The organism is Streptomyces sp. NPDC058646, from assembly GCF_042716875.1.
In the GTDB taxonomy this organism is placed as follows: Bacteria; Actinomycetota; Actinomycetes; order Streptomycetales; family Streptomycetaceae; genus Streptomyces.
This window is the reverse complement of record NZ_JBHXRK010000041.1, coordinates 21,696-38,163: the sequence shown is the minus strand read 5'-3', so window position 1 is coordinate 38,163 and position 16,468 is coordinate 21,696. Positions and strand designations below refer to the sequence as shown.

General features: G+C 69.7%; 14 protein-coding genes. 5 read left to right on the top strand and 9 right to left on the bottom strand.

Annotated features, from left to right (window positions below; genetic code table 11):
* Nucleotides 1-62 precede the first annotated feature (62 nt).
* Nucleotides 63-1,574, top strand: a complete 1,512-nt coding sequence (gene araA / locus ACFWUZ_RS33325; RefSeq protein ID WP_384381377.1) for an L-arabinose isomerase — start codon at nt 63-65, stop codon at nt 1,572-1,574.
* Between the two features lie 186 nt (nt 1,575-1,760).
* Here the strand turns inward: araA and ACFWUZ_RS33320 are convergent, their stop codons facing one another.
* Nucleotides 1,761-2,972, bottom strand: coding sequence for an ROK family protein (locus ACFWUZ_RS33320; protein WP_384381375.1), 1,212 nt, complete (start codon nt 2,970-2,972; stop codon nt 1,761-1,763).
* A gap of 13 nt (nt 2,973-2,985) precedes the next feature.
* The gene (gene xylB / locus ACFWUZ_RS33315) at nt 2,986-4,416 is read right to left on the bottom strand and encodes a xylulokinase (RefSeq protein ID WP_384381373.1); all 1,431 of its coding nucleotides are present in this window, start codon (nt 4,414-4,416) and stop codon (nt 2,986-2,988) included.
* Nucleotides 4,417-4,510: 94 nt separating this feature from the next.
* Here xylB and xylA point away from each other — a divergent pair, with 94 nt between their 5' ends.
* On the top strand, nt 4,511-5,683 hold the full coding sequence (gene xylA / locus ACFWUZ_RS33310; RefSeq protein WP_069918243.1) for a xylose isomerase: 1,173 nt from the start codon (nt 4,511-4,513) through the stop codon (nt 5,681-5,683).
* Between the two features lie 213 nt (nt 5,684-5,896).
* On the opposite strand, the gene ACFWUZ_RS33305 is transcribed toward xylA, so the two are convergent.
* From ACFWUZ_RS33305 to ACFWUZ_RS33295, 3 genes are all read right to left on the bottom strand, one after another.
* Complete coding sequence (locus ACFWUZ_RS33305) at nt 5,897-7,327, bottom strand: non-reducing end alpha-L-arabinofuranosidase family hydrolase (protein ID WP_384381371.1); 1,431 nt, start codon at nt 7,325-7,327, stop codon at nt 5,897-5,899.
* 485 nt (nt 7,328-7,812) lie between these two features.
* The gene (locus tag ACFWUZ_RS33300; RefSeq protein WP_384381369.1) at nt 7,813-8,193 is read right to left on the bottom strand and encodes a transposase; all 381 of its coding nucleotides are present in this window, start codon (nt 8,191-8,193) and stop codon (nt 7,813-7,815) included.
* A complete protein-coding gene (locus tag ACFWUZ_RS33295) occupies nt 8,190-8,675 on the bottom strand; it encodes a transposase (RefSeq protein WP_384381401.1) in 486 nt (161 codons plus the stop codon). The genes ACFWUZ_RS33300 and ACFWUZ_RS33295 overlap by 4 nt, the downstream gene beginning before the upstream one ends.
* Before the next feature lie 559 nt (nt 8,676-9,234).
* Between ACFWUZ_RS33295 and chvE the strand changes: the two genes are divergently transcribed.
* From chvE to mmsB, 3 genes are all read left to right on the top strand, one after another.
* On the top strand, nt 9,235-10,329 hold the full coding sequence (gene chvE, locus ACFWUZ_RS33290) for a multiple monosaccharide ABC transporter substrate-binding protein (protein WP_069918247.1): 1,095 nt from the start codon (nt 9,235-9,237) through the stop codon (nt 10,327-10,329).
* Between the two features lie 101 nt (nt 10,330-10,430).
* Nucleotides 10,431-11,996: a multiple monosaccharide ABC transporter ATP-binding protein gene (gene mmsA / locus ACFWUZ_RS33285; protein WP_069918248.1), complete on the top strand. Its 1,566-nt coding sequence runs from the start codon at nt 10,431-10,433 to the stop codon at nt 11,994-11,996.
* 3 nt (nt 11,997-11,999) lie between these two features.
* Nucleotides 12,000-13,235 (top strand): multiple monosaccharide ABC transporter permease, encoded by a 1,236-nt coding sequence (mmsB, locus tag ACFWUZ_RS33280; RefSeq protein ID WP_384381366.1) that lies wholly within the window; start codon nt 12,000-12,002, stop codon nt 13,233-13,235.
* Nucleotides 13,236-13,288: 53 nt separating this feature from the next.
* Here the strand turns inward: mmsB and ACFWUZ_RS33275 are convergent, their stop codons facing one another.
* The 4 genes from ACFWUZ_RS33275 to ACFWUZ_RS33260 all read right to left on the bottom strand — a co-directional run bounded on the left by ACFWUZ_RS33275 (nt 13,289) and on the right by ACFWUZ_RS33260 (nt 16,402).
* Nucleotides 13,289-13,519 carry a hypothetical protein gene (locus ACFWUZ_RS33275; RefSeq protein ID WP_384381364.1) on the bottom strand — a complete coding sequence of 77 codons (231 nt, stop codon included), beginning with the start codon at nt 13,517-13,519 and terminating at the stop codon, nt 13,289-13,291.
* 1,505 nt (nt 13,520-15,024) lie between these two features.
* A complete protein-coding gene (locus ACFWUZ_RS33270) occupies nt 15,025-15,186 on the bottom strand; it encodes a hydrophobic protein (protein ID WP_069918249.1) in 162 nt (53 codons plus the stop codon).
* A 112-nt stretch (nt 15,187-15,298) separates the two neighbouring features.
* Nucleotides 15,299-15,559: a hypothetical protein gene (locus ACFWUZ_RS33265; protein WP_384381361.1), complete on the bottom strand. Its 261-nt coding sequence runs from the start codon at nt 15,557-15,559 to the stop codon at nt 15,299-15,301.
* A gap of 288 nt (nt 15,560-15,847) precedes the next feature.
* Nucleotides 15,848-16,402 (bottom strand): tellurite resistance TerB family protein, encoded by a 555-nt coding sequence (locus tag ACFWUZ_RS33260; protein WP_384381399.1) that lies wholly within the window; start codon nt 16,400-16,402, stop codon nt 15,848-15,850.
* Nucleotides 16,403-16,468 lie beyond the last annotated feature (66 nt).

Below are 16,468 nucleotides of genomic sequence, written 5' to 3'. Positions count from 1 at the left end.
CGCAATTCCCACCCGCCCGCCGCCCTCACCACCGTTGCGGGACGTCACCTTCAGGAGTCCATGTGCCCAGCCGAACATCCCCCGCCCAGGAAATCTGGTTCCTCACCGGCAGCCAAGGCCTGTACGGGGAGGAGACGCTGAAGCAGGTCGCCGAACAGTCGCTGCAGATCGCCGCCGCGCTGGCCGACGCCTCCGGCATTCCCGCGCGCGTGGTGTGGAAGCCGGTACTGACCGACGCCGACGCCATCCGCCGGGTGTGCCTCGACGCGAACGCCGACGACCGGTGCATCGGGCTGATGACCTGGATGCACACCTTCTCGCCGGCCAAGATGTGGATCGCCGGACTGGACGCGCTGCGCAAGCCGTTGCTGCACCTCCACACCCAGTCGAACGTGGCCCTGCCCTGGGACACCATCGACATGGACTTCATGAACCTCAACCAAGCTGCCCACGGAGACCGCGAGTTCGGGCACATCCAGACCCGTCTGGGCGTACCCCGCAAAACGGTGGCCGGCCACGTCACCGATCCCGAGACGAGCGCACGCGTCGCGATCTGGGCGCGGGCGGCCGCCGCACGATCCGAACTGGCCACCCTCAAGGTCGCCCGCTTCGGCGACAACATGCGCGACGTGGCCGTCACCGAGGGCGACAAGGTCGAGGCCCAGCTGCGCTTGGGCGTCTCCGTCAACACCTACGGCGTCAACGACCTGGTGAAGGTCGTCGACAGCGCGGACGAGACCGACGTGGCTTTGCTCGTCGAGGAGTACGCCGACCTGTACGACCTGGCGCCGGAACTGCGACCGGGCGGCGAACGGCACGACGCGCTGCGTTACGCGGCCCGCATCGAAGCCGGCCTGCGCACCTTCCTCCAAACGGGCGGCTTCGGGGCCTTCACCACCAACTTCGAGGACCTGGGCGGACTGCGCCAGCTGCCCGGCCTCGCGGTCCAGCGGCTCATGGCCCAGGGGTACGGCTTCGGAGGAGAGGGCGACTGGAAGACCGCCGTCCTGCTGCGCGCCCTCAAGGTGGCTGCCGCCGACCTCCCGGGCGGCACCTCCTTCATGGAGGACTACACCTACGACCTGACACCCGGCAACGAGCTCATCCTCGGCGCGCACATGCTGGAAGTCTGCCCCACCATCGCCGCCTCCAGGCCCAGCTGCGAGATCCACCCCCTCGGCATCGGCGGGCGGGAGGACCCGGTGCGGCTGGTGTTCGACGCGGCACCCGGCCCGGCCGTGGTGGTCGGGCTCGCCGACCTCGGCGACCGCTTCCGCCTGATCGCCAATGACATCGACGTGGTGGCACCCCCTCACCCGCTGCCCGCACTGCCCGTCGCCCGCGCGGTCTGGCGGCCCCGCCCCGACCTGCGGACCTCCACCGAATCCTGGCTGACGGCCGGAGGACCGCACCACACCGTCCTCAGCACCGCCCTGACCTCCGACCACCTCGACGACCTGGCGGAAATGCTCCGCCTGGAGCTCGCCCTCATCGACGAGGCCACCACCCCGAAGCAGTTCCGGCGCGATCTCCGCTGGAACCAGGCTTACTACCGGCTGGCACTGGGACTGTGAACCAGTTGAAGCCCGGCACGGTCCGCGCATCCTGGCACCGGCCGCGACCGTCCACATCACGGCCGTGGAACAGTGGCCGGCCGCCTGTCCGAGCGGCGACTCGCTGCGAGCGCGATAGACGACTGACCGCCCCGGTGCACCGGGGAACGGCGGCCACCGGGCCGGCGAACCCACGCGGTCACAGCACTACCGGGCCGGCAGGCGAGTGGGATCGGCGATGATCTCTCGGACGGTCGACCAGGCCGCGCCCAGCACCGGTCCGCGGCGCCCCAGGGCGGAGGGTCGTACCGCCTCCGGGGTCCAGGGCCGGACGGTGATCCGGGCGGCCAGTTCGGCGCGTATGGACGGGAGGAGCCAGTCGGCGAGTTCGGCGTAGGCGCCGCCCAGAACGAGGCCGTCCGGGTCGATCAGGTTCACCGCCGAGGTGAGGGCGAGGCCCAGGGCCCGTCCTGCGCGGTCCAGGGCGCGCAGGGCCGCCGCGTCCCCGGCTCCCGCCCGCTCGGCCAGCAGGGCCACCGGGTCGCCGACGCGCCCCAGCCCGGCCTCGCGCAGCACGGCCGCTTCGCCCGCGTACTGCTCCAGGCAACCGCGCGCCCCGCAGGCGCAACGGGCGCCCTCCGGGTGGACGGGCAGGTGGCCGAGTTCGCCCGCGAAGCCGCGGGCGCCCCGGAACAGCTGCCCGCCGATGACCAGTGCGGCACCGATTCCGGCCTCGGCGGAGACGTGTACGAAGGTCCCGGCGGGGTTTCCCTGGTACCACTGCTCGGCCAGCGCCCCGAGGTTGGCTTCGTTCTCCGGCTCGGGCGCGGTGTCGGGGTCGGGCCAGTGGTCGGCGGGGCGGACGGCTTGCCAGCCGAGGTTGGGAGCGTTCGCGACCAGTCCGCCCGGCTCGTTCGGCACCACCCCCGGCACGGCCAGGACGCGGCCCTCGACGCGCAGGCCGAGGGCCGCGGCCTCGGACTCCGCCTCGGCGCCCAGCGCGGCGGCCTCCGCCAGCACCTCTCCGGCCGGCCGGCCCGCGTTGGCCCGCTCCACGCGACGCCAGACCCGGGGTTCACCGCGCAGGTCCACGACGCACGCGGCGAGACGGGTGACGCCGATCTCCAGGCCGAGGCCCGCGGGACCCCGATCGTTCAGGGCCAGCGCCCGTCCCGGGCGGCCGACCCGTCCGCTGGGCGCGGTCTCCGTCTCGGTCAGCGCTCCTCGACCGATGAGCTCGTCGGCCATGGAGGAGACGGCCGGCCTGGTCAGGCCCGTGTGCCCGGCCACGTCCGCCCGGGAGAGGGGGCCGTGCGCGGCGACCACGCCGATCACCACCGCGAGGTTCCGCCGGCGCATCCCCTGCTGCGAGGCGGGCGCGGCCTCCGCGCCCCCGCTCCCCCTGCCGGTCCCCGTCATCGGCCCGACCCTCCTATCGCTCTCCCGGCATGACCTCCTGCAAGGCCCCCGCCCGCCGCAGCGTACTGGTGATCCGTTCGAGCGTGTCGTCGTCACGGGGTACGGGCTCCAGTACCCGGCCCTCGGCGGTCCGCCAGCGCCGGGCGACGGCATCGGCAGGCTCACCGGTGAGCAGTGCGGCGGCCTGGGCGGCGGCCCCGAGCGCGACCAGTTCCCGGGCCTCGGGCACCTGGACCGCTCGCCCGGACAGTCGCAGGACGGTCCTCTGCCAGGCCCTGCCGCGGGCTCCGCCGCCGATCAGCAGGAGTGGTTCGCCGGGGGCGGGGCTCTCGCCTCCGGCGCGCAGCACGTCGTTCAGGGCCGCGAGCAGGGCGTGGGCGGCGCCGTCGTAGGCGGCCTGGAGCAGCTGGCCCGGCGTCGTGTCGTGGCGCAGGCCGTGGACCAGGCCGGAAGCACCCGGGAGGTCGGGGGTGCGCTCGCCGTCCAGGTAGGGAAGCACCACCGCCGTGCCGCCTCCCTCGACGTCCTCCCGGTCGCGGCCGACGAGGGCGGCGAAGCGATCGACGGCGAGGGTGCAGTTGAGCGTGCAGGCGAGCGGCAGCCAGCCGCCGAGGGCATCGGCGAAGCCGGCGACGGTTCCGCCCGGGTCGGCGGGCCTGGTCCGGCCGACGGCGTAGACGGTGCCGGAGGTACCGAGGCTCAGCACCGGACGTCCAGGGGTCAGGCCCAGCCCGAGGGCGGCGGCCATGTTGTCACCGGTCCCGGTCGCCACCAGTGCGCCCCTGCGCAGCGGCATCCCGGCTCGGACGACACCCGCCCGGGCTCCCGGCGGGAGGACCTGCGGCAGCAGCCCGGGGTCGAGGCCGATCCAGCCGAGGACGTCCTGGTCGTAACCGTCCGGGCCCCACCAGCCGGTTCCCGACGCGTCACCGCGGTCCGTCACCGCCTCACCGGTCAGGCGCTCCGTCAGGAAGTCGTGGGGAAGCCGGACGGCCGCGACGCGGTCGGCGGCGGCGCGCTCGTTCGTGTGCAGCCAGGCCCACTTGGCGGCCGTGAAGGCGGCCGTGGGGACGCTTCCGGTGCGGCGGGCGAGCTCTGCCGCACCGAACGCGGCTGCGAGTTCGGCGGCCTGCGGGGCGGAGCGGACGTCGTTCCAGAGCAGCGCCGGGCGCACCGGCGGTCCGGCCGCGTCGAGGGTGACCAGGCCGTGCTGCTGGCCGGCGATCGAGCAGGCGGCGGCGCGATCCGCCCAGCCGGTGCCCGCCATGGCCTCGCCGAGCGCCCGCCACCACTGTTCGGGGTCGCTCTCGCGTTCGGCGCCCGCGCTGACGGCGTGAGCGGCGCGGCCCTCGCCCAGGACGGCGCCGGTGTCCAGGTCGACGGCGAGGGCCTTGGTGGCCTGGGTCGAGCTGTCGACACCGATCACGACACGCTGAGCAGACATGCGTTCCTCCGGTGGGGTTCCTTCTGGCATGTCCGCATACTAATTTGTTCTTCGCCATTACAAATAGCCCTCGGCCCCAGATCCGGAGCGCCTCTTGACCAGCGACCCGCTTGTCCCCACCCCCGCGCACAGGTTCACCTTCGGCCTGTGGACCGTCGGCTGGCAGGGCCGGGACCCATTCGGCGATGCCACCCGACCCGCCCTCGACCCCGTCGAGAGCGTGGAGCGGCTAGCCGGCCTCGGCGCCTACGGCGTCACGTTCCACGACGACGACCTGATCCCCTTCGGCGCCGGCGAGGCCGCCCGCGAGCAGGCGGTCAAGCGCTTCCGCACCGCACTCGACACGGCCGGGCTGAAGGTCCCGATGGCCACCACCAACCTCTTCACCCACCCGGTGTTCAAGGACGGCGCCTTCACCGCGAACGACCGGGACGTGCGCCGGTACGCGCTCCGCAAGACGATCCGCAACATCGACCTGGCCGTGGAACTCGGCGCCTCGGTCTACGTCGCCTGGGGCGGCCGCGAAGGCGCGGAGTCGGGCGCGGCCAAGGACGTGCGCTCCGCCCTCGACCGACTGAAGGAGGCCTTCGACCTGCTGGGCGAGTACGTCGAGTACCAGGGATACGACCTGCGCTTCGCGATCGAACCCAAGCCCAACGAGCCGCGCGGCGACATCCTGCTGCCCACCATCGGCCACGCCCTGGCGTTCATCAACGAGCTGGAGCGGCCCGAGCGGGTCGGCCTCAACCCGGAGGTCGGCCACGAGCAGATGGCCGGGCTGAACTTCCCGCACGGCATCGCCCAGGCCCTGTGGCACGACAAGCTGTTCCACATCGACCTCAACGGCCAGACGGGCATCAAGTACGACCAGGACCTGCGCTTCGGTGCGGGCGACCTGCGCCAGGCCTTCTGGCTGGTCGACCTGCTGGAGTCGGCCGGCTACGACGGCCCCCGTCACTTCGACTTCAAGCCGCCGCGCACCGAGGACTCCGCCGGCGTCTGGGCTTCGGCGGCCGGCTGCATGCGCAACTACCTGATCCTGGCGGAGCGTGCCCACGCCTTCCGGTCCGATCCGGAGGTCCGGGCCGCGCTCGCCGCCTCCCGGCTGCCCGAACTGGCCCTCCCGACCGCCGCGGACGGCCTGGCCGGGCTGCTGGCCGACCCGTCCGCCTTCGACGAGTTCGACGTCGACGCCGCCGCCCGCCGCGGCATGGCCTTCGAGCAGCTGGACCAGCTCGCCCTCGAACACCTCCTCGGCGCCCGCTGAGCCGCAGCGCCCCGGAGCCGGGCCGTGGCGTTCCACGGCCCGGCTCCGCTACGCCTTGACCGCCGGTACAGGATGAGGAACCCCAGCCGATGCCCGGCTGGGGTTCCTCGGTGCGGTGAGCGTGGGTCAGCAGGTGGAGCTGCCCACGCCATGAACCGCTCGGCTGCACGTCGGCGGAACGCACCACATCGCGAGCGCCGTGGTTCAGACGGATCAGCGCTGCAGGGTGAGCAGACCCGGCCGGTACGGCAGCTTCAGGTAGTCGGTGTTCTCCGGTGTGGTGGTGGGGAGGCCCTGATAGAGGAACTGCAGGTTGCAGGGATCGATGGTCATGGTCTGGTCGGGGTTGTTGCGGACCAGGTCACCGTGGCTGACGCCCTTGGCCCAGGTGGAACCGCTGTTGGCCTGACCCGCGAAGGGGCTGCTCTCGCTGCCGGCCTGGACGGTCCACGGACCGTTCAGGCTGGAGGCGGTGAACGAGCGGAAGTAGCGGTTCGAACCCTGCGCCTCAACGATCATGAGGTACTGGTTCCGGCCCTGGACCTTGTAGACCTCCGGCGCCTCGAACAGAAGGTCCGTCGCGTCGCTCATGACCGTCGTGTACGAGGAGCCGAAGTTGCCCGGGAAGTTCCCGATCGGCATGCTCGCCCGGTAGATCTTGCCGTTGTCGGCGGCGAAGAACAGGTACATGTTCTGGTCATCGGCGATCATGGTCGGGTCGATCGGGGCGTCCCTCCGGTCCCCGGGTCCCACGGGGAGGCTGCCGGTGAACAGCGGCTGCGCGGCGGACCAGCCGTTGGGGTTGGTGGGGTCGCTGGAGGTGCGGTAGTAGAGCGGCCACTGACTCCACTGGGACACCATCACCCAGACGTCCTTGGGCGCGAAGTAGAACAGTTCGGGCGCCACCGCGGGTTCGTTCATCCTGGTCTGGGTGGCCGCCCCCATGTCCGACCAGTTCGTGAAGGGGCTGAACGCCGCCGAGCCCCACGCCGTTCCGTTGGAGGTGGTCGCGTAGACCAGGCGCTTACCGTTGTACGTGGTGGTGGAGAAGTCCTTCAGGGCCAGCTGCCCGTTCGCCGGTTGCGCCAGCGGACCCGTCGAGGTCCACCGGTAGGCCGACGGAAGAGCACACGCGTTGCTCACCCCGGACAGGCCGGTCCACTTCTGGTTGCTGCCACCGTGGCACGACCAGGTCTGCACCCCCGTGCCGTTGGCCGTGCCCCAGCCCGAGACCTCCAGACACAGCCCGGACCGCACGCCGACGATCGTGCCGTCGGAGTTCACCCGCCACTGCTGGTTCTCACTACCGTTGCACGTCCAGATCTGCACCGGGGTCCCGGACGTGGTGGCGCCGCCCCGGACATCCAGGCACTTGTTGCCGTACACGGTCAGCTGGCTGCTGTCCGTCAACGTCCACTGCTGGTTGATTCCACCGTGGCAGTCCCAGATGTGCACGTTTGCGCCGTCGGACTGGCTGAAGCCCGCCACATCGAGACAGCGGCCGGAAGCAACACCGCGCAAGTCGCTGGTGGTGGCCGCCTGAGCCGGGCCGGCGACGAGCAGCGCCGCCAACGTGGCCAGGGCCGCGACCGCGGCGGCGAGCACCGCGGACAGGCGGCTGCGGCTGGAACTTTGTCTGCGCATGTGAGATCTCCTTTGTGACCGGATGAGCTGTCACACGGTTTGGGCAGGGGCGACCTGCCCTCGGCACCTGCGGATCCGGCCGCACGGCGCGGCGCAGCGGCGACAAGGTGTGGCCCCTGAGGGTGGTGGGGGACGACGGAGGATTGTTAGCGCTAACAATTTGCAGCTCGCACATGAGCGTTGGAGGCAGGAGACCAGGGGCCTGAGTGACTGTCAAGATTTTCTGCAAGAATCCGTCGGATCACTGAAACAACATCAGGACGGTCAACTGCAAGGGGAGCTGATGAAGTCGAGGCCCAGCAAACGACCTCGACCCGTACCGGGACCGCACTGCCCACCTGAAGCCAAACGGCTCTGGCCGCGGACTGGGGCGGCCTGGAAGGGCGCGTGGTCGCGGATCATGACCCAGAGGACATTGCGGCGGCGCCGAGCGAGGGTGAGAACTGCTCGCTGTACCCTTTGCCTTCCTTCCCCTTCCGGTCTCATTACGCCTTGGAGACCGGGCAGAAGAATACGCTGACCTGCGCGGAGAGGTAGAGGTCCCGCTGGAGGCCGCGGTGGTAGCGGCGGCGTCCGCGCAGGTTCCCGCTGGCCGTCCCGGAGTCCCAGGGGACGGGTGCCAGGCGGGCAAACGCGGGCAGGCGGTCGGGGCCGGCAAAGGCGGTGAGTTCACCGCCGGTCGCGGCGACGAACTCCGCTCCAAGAGTGCGTTCCATGCCGGGCATCGCGAGGATGACCTCGGCGTCCTGGTGCCGGCGGAACCGGGTCTCGATTCGGCCGTCGAGTTCGGCCGCTTCGTCGCTGTGGGCGGCTACCGAGCGGGCGACGAGCTCGGTGCCCAGCTCTTCGCCTCGCGGGGCGGTCATCTGGTTCTGGGCAGCTTCCACGGCCCGGGCTGCGAGCGCGGCCGCCCCGCCGACCTTACGGTTACGGAGCCATGCCCTCCAGCCGCCGGACACCCATGCGGCGGATCGTGGCCGGGGTCCGGTAGGCGGTCAGCAAGATGGCGGGGCCCTCCTTCGTCAGGTCCAGGGCCCGTTCCAGTACAGGGAAGAACTCCAGGAGCTGGGCCCCGCAGGCGGTTGATCCGGCGGCTCCGGTCGTGGACCACGCCCAGACGCCGTGCAGTGAGAACCCGCAGGTCGAGGGCAATGTCGTCGCCGGGCCGGAACATGCTCACGCCGCGGCGGACGCGGGCCGGGTCCGCGATGACGAAGGCGTCGCGGGCGTCGGTCTCGTCCTCGCCCCGGTAGGTGGTGGGCGCCTGGTGGGCGGCCCGGCCTGTGAGGTATGCGACGGGCTGGCCGTGGTGGAGGAGGAGACCGGGCAGTTCTGTCTCGTCGTTCATGACGCGGCGGGACAGCTCGGGCACGATTCCCTCCGCCAGCTCGGCGTCACACTGTTCCCGCAGCCGACGTCGTCTTACAAGCGACCGAGTCGCGACGCCATGGGACCCTCGGCCGGCTGCTGGAACCGACGGCCGCGTGGGGCACAGAACTGGCGCGCCGGGCCGCCGCACTGACGGCGGAGATCCGGTACGCGATCACGTCGACGTCTTCCAGGCCCTGGTCGAACGGCGGGGTCGAGTCGAAGCCGACCACGCCGAGGGTGTGCGAGCTGCGGGTGACCAGAACACGGGCAGCGGGGTCGGGCCGGTGGTCCAGCTCCCGGAATTTCCGCGCACATCCGCTCCCGCACGCCGGACGTATGCCCCGACAGCGATCCGAACAGACCCTTGACGGACCACTTGTGAGCGTTAACACTCAGGTATCGCCAGGCCGGAGCCGCCGCGAACCCGGACTTCACACAGTGCGAGGAAACGACTCCGGGTCGGCCCCGCTCGACCGCTTCCGGCTTCTCCCAACCGGGTCGCACCGTGCCGGTCGCGGAACATCACTGGAGGAACTGTGCGGAAGCTTTCAGCCGGCCTTGTCACCCTGGGCCTGACGCTGTCGCTGGCAGCCTGCGGCCAGAGCGCCAACGGAGCAGGCGAGGGCGGGGGTGGCGGGGAGGCCAAAGGCGGCCTCGTCGGCATCGCGATGCCGACCAAGTCGTCGGAGCGCTGGATCAATGACGGCAACAACATGGTCAAGGAGTTCCAGGCCAAGGGTTACAAGACCGATCTCCAGTACGGTGACAACGTCGTGGAGAACCAGGTCTCCCAGGTGGAGAACATGATCACAAAGGGCGCCAAGCTGCTGGTGATCGCCGCCATCGACGGTTCCTCGCTCACCAACGTGCTGCAGAAGGCCGCCGACGCCCACGTCCCCGTCATCTCCTACGACCGGCTGATCCGCGGCACCGAGAACGTCGACTACTACGCGACCTTCGACAACCACAAGGTCGGCGTCCTCCAGGGCAGTTACATCGTCGACAAGCTCGGCCTCAAGGACGGCAAGGGCCCGTTCAACATCGAGCTGTTCGCCGGCTCACCGGACGACAACAACGCCACCTTCTTCTTCAACGGTGCGATGAGCGTCCTGAAGCCGTACATCGACGACAAGAAGCTGGTCGTGCAGAGCGGCCAGACCTCCTTCAATCAGATCGCCATACTGCGCTGGGACGGCGGCCTCGCCCAGTCCCGCATGGACAACCTGCTGAGCAAGTCGTACACCTCCGCACGCGTCGACGCCGTGCTCTCGCCGTACGACGGCATCTCGATCGGCATCATCTCCTCACTCAAGGGCGTCGGCTACGGCGCCGGCCAGCCCATTCCCGTCGTCACGGGCCAGGACGGCGAGCTGGCCTCGGTGAAGTCGATCACCGCGGGCGAGCAGACCCAGACCGTTTACAAGGACACCCGCCAACTGGCCAAGGCAGCGGTCCAGATGGGCGACGCGCTACTGACGGGCGGCAAGCCCGAGGTCAACGACACCACCCAGTACAACAACGGCGTCAAGACCGTACCGGCGCAGCTGCTCCAGCCAGTCAGCGTCGACAAGGAGAACTACCAGAAGGTCCTGGTGGACAGCGGCCAGTACACCGCGGACCAGCTGAAGTAGCCCACGGAGCCCGGCCGACGGGTCGGCGACGACGACACGGCGGTGCGACGCCCGGGAGACCGGCCGATGCCGCACCGCCCCGACGATACGGATGCACAACCATGGCCCGACCCGTTCTCGAGATGCGGTCGATCAGCAAGACGTTTCCCGGCGTCAAGGCCCTCTCCGAGGTCAACCTCACCGTCGCCTCGGGTGAGGTGCACGCCGTCTGCGGTGAGAACGGCGCCGGCAAGTCCACGCTGATGAAGGTACTCAGCGGGGTCCACCCCCACGGCGGCTACCAGGGCGAGATCTACTTCGAGGGCGAGCCCTGCCGGTTCCGGGACATCCGGGCCAGCGAGCAGCGCGGCATCGTGATCATCCACCAGGAACTCGCGCTGGTGCCCTACCTGTCCATCGCCGAGAACATCTTCCTCGGCAACGAGCACGCCACCCGGGGCGTCATCAGCTGGTCCAAGACGCTGACCCACGCCGCCGCACTGATCCGACAGGTCGGACTCGACGAGAGCCCGCACACCAGGATCGCCGATCTCGGCGTGGGCAAACAGCAGTTGGTCGAGATCGCCAAGGCGCTCGCCAAGAAGGTCAAGCTGCTCATCCTGGACGAGCCGACAGCCGCCCTGAACGACGAGGACAGCCGCAAGCTGCTCGACCTGATCCTCGAGCTCAAGGCCCAGGGCATCTCCTGCATCCTCATCTCACACAAGCTGAACGAGATCGCCCGGGTCGCCGATGCCGTCACCATCCTGCGCGACGGGCGGACGATCGAGACCATCGCGATCGGCCCCGAGGGCATCTCCGAGGAGCGGATCATCCGCGGCATGGTCGGCCGTGACCTGGAACACCGCTACCCCGACCGGCAGCCCTACTCGGCACCAGGGGCGGAGATCGGCGAGGTCGCCTTCGAGATCGAGGACTGGAGCGTCCAGCACCCGATCGACCACCGGCGCAAGGTGGTCGACGGCGTCTCGCTCAACGTCCGTCGAGGCGAGATCGTCGGCATCGCCGGCCTCATGGGCGCCGGCCGCACCGAACTGGCCATGAGCGTCTTCGGCCGCTCGTACGGGCGGTGGACCGGCGGCCGGGTGCGGCTGGACGGCCGGGAGATCCGTACCCGGACGGTGCCGGAGGCGATCGGGCACGGCATTGCGTACGTGACCGAGGACCGCAAGCAGCTCGGCCTCAACCTCAACGACGACATCAGCCGGAACATCTCGCTGAGCGCCCTCGGCAAGGTCGCCCGGCGGGGCTGGGTCGACAGGCACGAGGAGGCGCGGATCGCCGAATCGTTCCGGCGGACCATGAACATCAAGGCCCCCTCGGTGTTCGCGGAGACCGGCAAACTCAGCGGCGGCAACCAGCAGAAGGTCGTCCTCAGCAAGTGGATCTTCGCCGAGCCGGACGTGCTGATACTCGACGAACCCACCCGGGGCATCGACATCGGCGCAAAGGCGGAGATCTACACCGTCATCGCCGAACTCGCCGCCCAGGGCAAGGCGGTACTCGTCATCTCCTCCGAACTCCCCGAACTCCTGGGCCTGTGCGACCGGATCTACACCATGGCCGAAGGCCGGATCACCGGTGAGGTCAACCGCGCGGAAGCCACCCAGGAATCCCTCATGCGGCTCATGACCATGAGCGCGGCATACCCCGACAAGCAGGTGTGAGGCATGGCCCAGACCAAGACCACCCCAGACACCACGCCCCGCACACCGCACAGCGGCCAACGACCGTCAGCCGGTGCCGTACTGGCCCGAGTGCTGCGCGGCAACCTGCGCCAGTACGGGATGCTGCTCGCGCTGGCGCTGATCGTGCTGCTGTTCCAGTTCTGGACGGACGGCATCCTGCTCCAGCCGCTCAACATCACCAACCTGATCCAGCAGAACGGCTACATCCTCATCCTGGCCATCGGCATGATGATCGTCATCATCGCCGGGCACATCGACCTGTCGGTCGGGTCGCTCGCCGCCTTCGTCGGGGCGGCCGCCGCGGTGATGATGGTCAAACACCACGCGCCGTGGCCCGTGGCGCTGGTGGCCGCGCTGCTGATCGGGGCTCTCGCCGGAGCCTGGCAGGGCTTCTGGATCGCCTATCTCGGGATCCCCTCGTTCATCGTCACGCTGGCCGGCATGCTGCTGTTCCGCGGTGGGACCCAGATCCTCCTGCAGGGCCAGTCGGTGGCGCCGTTCCCCAAGGGCTTCCAGAACATCAGCAGCGGCTTCCTCCCCGCGGTCGGCCCCCACACCAATTACCACAACCTCACCCTGCTGCTGGGCTTCGTGGTGCTGGCCGTCACGATCCTGCAGGAGGTGCGCGGACGGCGGCGGGCCGCCTCGTACGGGCTGGAACCCCTCCCGGCCGGGCTCTTCCTGGTGAAGCTCGGCGCGATCACCGCGGCCGTGGTGGCCTTCACGCTGCTGCTGGCCAGCTACCACGGGGTGCCGATCGTTCTGCTGATCCTCGGCGTCCTGCTGGTCGGCTTCGGATACGTGATGCGCAACTCGATCCTCGGCCGGCACACCTACGCCATCGGCGGAAACGAGGCGGCGGCGAGGCTGTCCGGGGTGAAGAGCAAGCGGGTCGTCTTCCTGGCCTTCGTGAACATGGGCGTCCTCGCGGCCCTGGCCGGGATGGTCTTCGCCGCGCGACTCAACGCCGGTACCCCGCAGGCCGGCATCAACTTCGAGCTGGAGGCGATCGCCGCCGCCTTCATCGGCGGCGCCTCCGCGAGCGGCGGTGTGGGAACGGTCATCGGCGCGCTCACGGGCGGTCTGGTGCTGGGCGTACTGAACAACGGCATGTCGCTGGTCGGCGTGGGTACCGACTACCAGCAGGTGATCAAGGGCCTGGTACTGCTGGCGGCCGTCGGCTTCGACGTCTACAACAAGCGCAAGGCCGGAGCCTGACCCTGCCCTGCCCCTCCTCGGTGCCGCCGCCTCACAAGGACGGAGTGCCTCGCCTACCGGGAGCACGCCTCCCGCGGCTCCGCTCGCGCGTCGACGATACGCTCGAAGAAGAACTCGTGCTTGAGGAAGGAGAGGTTGTACTCATGACCCGGGTACGGCGGGATCAGCTGAGCAGCCTGAATCAGCCGCCAGCCCGCCCGGAGCGCCGCCACCCCCGACTCGTACGGCGGCTCGTCGCTGTCGCCCGTGGTGGGCGAGGTGCGGCCCGTGCCGTCGTACGGCACTCGCCCACCTTGACGAGCCCCCCGCTCTCGCGGTCGTCGGCATCGGCACTGGTGGAGTGCGGACTCTCAGCGCCGGGGGAACAGATCCGCCGAAGGGCGGCATCGTGTCGTTGCTTCCATCGTCTGCTCCTGCGGTGCCGGCACGGGCGATCTCTCACCACGGTTCAACGCGCACACTTACCCAACCGATGGTCCCAGCAGACGGGGACGCGCACGGCGAAACCATGGAAAACCCCCGCAATAGCCAGCCAGCCAGGCCTCTGTCACAGGAGGGTCGAGTGGGGCGCCGGTCAAGGGGGTCCGTCAGACCCCCTTGACCGCCCGGTTTGTATGACTGGTCACGTTAGTTGGCGGCGGGGCGATAGTCTTCTGCCTGGTCACCGCGTTTCAGGCCAACGCAGTTGGCGCTTCTGGCCGCGTAGTTGGCGGAGTCGTGGCCGGAACGGCCCATTTCGCGGGCAGATCCGGAGCTCGCGTGATCGTTGGCTGCGGATCCGCCATGTCCGTGCCCGACCGCCGACCGTCGTCTCCCTGCGGGGCCGTCTGCCGATCTGTCATTGCCTGTTGCGCCGCACCCTAACGGCGATGGCGTATATGGAGATGATCACGACAATGGCGATCAGGAGCCACAGAGGCGTTGCTGAGGGTATTCCCTTGTAGGCCATATCCGCTCGAACCATCACACTCACCTCACGATGCGGTAGCGGTGAGGGGCTGCTCCTGGGTAGTCGGCCAAGCAGCGCCCCCCGGCTCGACGCTTACCCGCTAACGCCTCCTCCAGACTGCGAGCGTCACATTGGTCAGCAGTGTGGGGCAATGGTGCTGCCTGGTTACGGCGGCGGCCTCCCGGACCGGGACACCTTGACGGAACTGACGGAGGCCGAGCGCACCCGTGCCCTGCTCGGCATCATGCCGCCCTGGGCGTACTTCCTCCTCAGCCTCGTACGCGCCGCGGGCGTCTGGCTGCCGAACGAGACCGCGGCCACCGCCGTCGCCGTGACCGGCGTCCTCGTCCCCGGTCTGCACAAGATGCTCCGGATCCGCCCGCTCGCCGCGGCCATCCCGGTCTACGACATCGACGACGCAGAGGAATCCGCGGCAGACCCAGACTCCACCCCGGCCGACGAGGCCGCGGCGCAACACATGACCGCCCGAATGATCGCCGGCGTGATCCGCATCGTCTCCGTCGCCACGAAGCCTCGGGACCGAGCCGCAGGACGCGCGGGAACTGGACCGACGCTTGCATCTCCCGGTGGGCCGGCACGGGCAGGAGTTGACCTGGTCATCAGGCCGGGACGGTCGTCGATCCTTGGAGGTGAGCAGGTCCCCTGCTGCGTCACGACGACCGGCCCGGTTATGTGCCGCATACCCCCGGGCGTGCGCCTTCACCTCATGTGCGTCAACTCATCGCGTCGGGCTGACTCCGCACACGTCTGCGGCGGTGCACAGCCCCCAGGGGACTGTGCACCGCCGCAGCGCTATGTCGTGTCACTTTTCGTGTGCCGCTACCAGCGGTACCAGCGTCCGCTGCCGCCCTTCGGGCGGGCGACGAACCCGATCAGCCACAGCACCAGCACCGCGATCGCGACCCACCAAAGAATCTCCACCGCGAAGCCGGCGCCGAAAAGGATCAGAACGAGCAGAAGAACGAGAAGCAGGGGAACCATAGTTATCAACCTCCGAAACAGCGGTTGCCCCGACCCTTCTCGATCATGCACGCGACATTTACGGGTTTCTTATCCTCGCAGGCGGGCAGTAGTACAGGCCGCCGTGCCGCCGCTACGTCGTCGTAGTGGACTGTCGGCGCTTGGCGCGTTCGACGTGCCGCAGCAGCGGTCGGCGCATTGGATGATCTCGACCTTCCTCGATCGGATCATGGAAGTCGACGGTGCGGTGACTGGCAGAGGAAGCGACCTCCGGCTCACCGCCTTCGGCTGCGGCGTCGGCGAGCGGGCCGCCGGCCTTCCCGCTCTGGTGCGGCTGGAACGCCGCACGCATCAGCCCGGCCACCGTCACGCGGGCGCCATCGCCCGTACGCATCCGGACAGGCCACGCACTCGGGCAGACTCGGGAGACACCACGGAGCACCGACCGCACGACGCCGATACGTACAACCAGGAGCTGACTGCCACACCAGCACAAGGCGACGACGGCGCGGTTCTCCGCCTTCCAGGCCCTGGCCGGAGTCGGCAGCGACGGCTCCACGGAAGGCTTCAGCAACTGTCGGCTACCCGGGATCCAACGGCCGCGGAAAGGCGGGCGGGGACGGGGGGCTGACGGGGCAGCGGGAGGTAGGCGGCCGCGCGGCTCTTCGCCGCGGTCAGCGGGTCAGATGCCGAACTCCGCCGTCGGCAGGCCAAGCGCAGCGCACGCCTCGCGGATGATCTGCTCCTCGGCAGGCTCGATGAACCCGTCCGCACCCGCGACCACGATGCCGATCTGGATGACAGCCCGTGCCTCGGTGGGCTTCTTCGCCACCTTGACGACCTCCTGAAGCACCGCCGCCTTGCCCATGACGAAGCCGGCCGAAAGCTGGTCGAGGTGCTTGTTGAAACGCTGGCGGAGCTGGTCAGCGGGGAAGTTCTGAAGGACGTCGTTGGTGAGGATGAGCGACTCGACGTGCTGGCGCTCGGCCGGATCGACCCGTCCGTCAGCGGCGGCCACCAACGCGCACATGGCCATGCTGGCGTCCCGGAAAGCGCCGCTCTTCAGCTCCGTCTTCAGCGACGTGAGCTGCGACTTCAGCGCGGACACGAGCTCGGCCCTGGAACCGCCTCCGGACCGTGCGCCGGACGGCCCATGGCCGCCGGAGCCGCCGCGCACCCCTTGGGCCTGCTGCAGACCTCTGGTCGCCTGGTCCTTGATCCGATCCCACATCGCCACTCGTGCCACCTCAGCTTCTGCCACGTCGTCGTTGGACACGTTTCCTCGTGCACCACCCTGCTAACG

What these genes read in the sequence shown, in the direction of transcription:
- ACFWUZ_RS33320 (WP_384381375.1), bottom strand. Translation starts at nt 2,972, where the DNA reads ATGACGGGGACCGGCAGGGGGAGCGGGGGCGCGGAGGCCGCGCCCGCC.
- xylB (WP_384381373.1), bottom strand. Translation starts at nt 4,416, where the DNA reads ATGTCTGCTCAGCGTGTCGTGATCGGTGTCGACAGCTCGACCCAGGCC.
- ACFWUZ_RS33305 (WP_384381371.1), bottom strand. Translation starts at nt 7,327, where the DNA reads ATGCGCAGACAAAGTTCCAGCCGCAGCCGCCTGTCCGCGGTGCTCGCC.
- ACFWUZ_RS33300 (WP_384381369.1), bottom strand. Translation starts at nt 8,193, where the DNA reads ATGACCGCCCCGCGAGGCGAAGAGCTGGGCACCGAGCTCGTCGCCCGC.
- ACFWUZ_RS33295 (WP_384381401.1), bottom strand. Translation starts at nt 8,675, where the DNA reads ATGAACGACGAGACAGAACTGCCCGGTCTCCTCCTCCACCACGGCCAG.
- mmsA (WP_069918248.1), top strand. Translation starts at nt 10,431, where the DNA reads ATGGCCCGACCCGTTCTCGAGATGCGGTCGATCAGCAAGACGTTTCCC.
- mmsB (WP_384381366.1), top strand. Translation starts at nt 12,000, where the DNA reads ATGGCCCAGACCAAGACCACCCCAGACACCACGCCCCGCACACCGCAC.
- ACFWUZ_RS33270 (WP_069918249.1), bottom strand. Translation starts at nt 15,186, where the DNA reads ATGGTTCCCCTGCTTCTCGTTCTTCTGCTCGTTCTGATCCTTTTCGGC.
- ACFWUZ_RS33265 (WP_384381361.1), bottom strand. Translation starts at nt 15,559, where the DNA reads ATGCGTACGGGCGATGGCGCCCGCGTGACGGTGGCCGGGCTGATGCGT.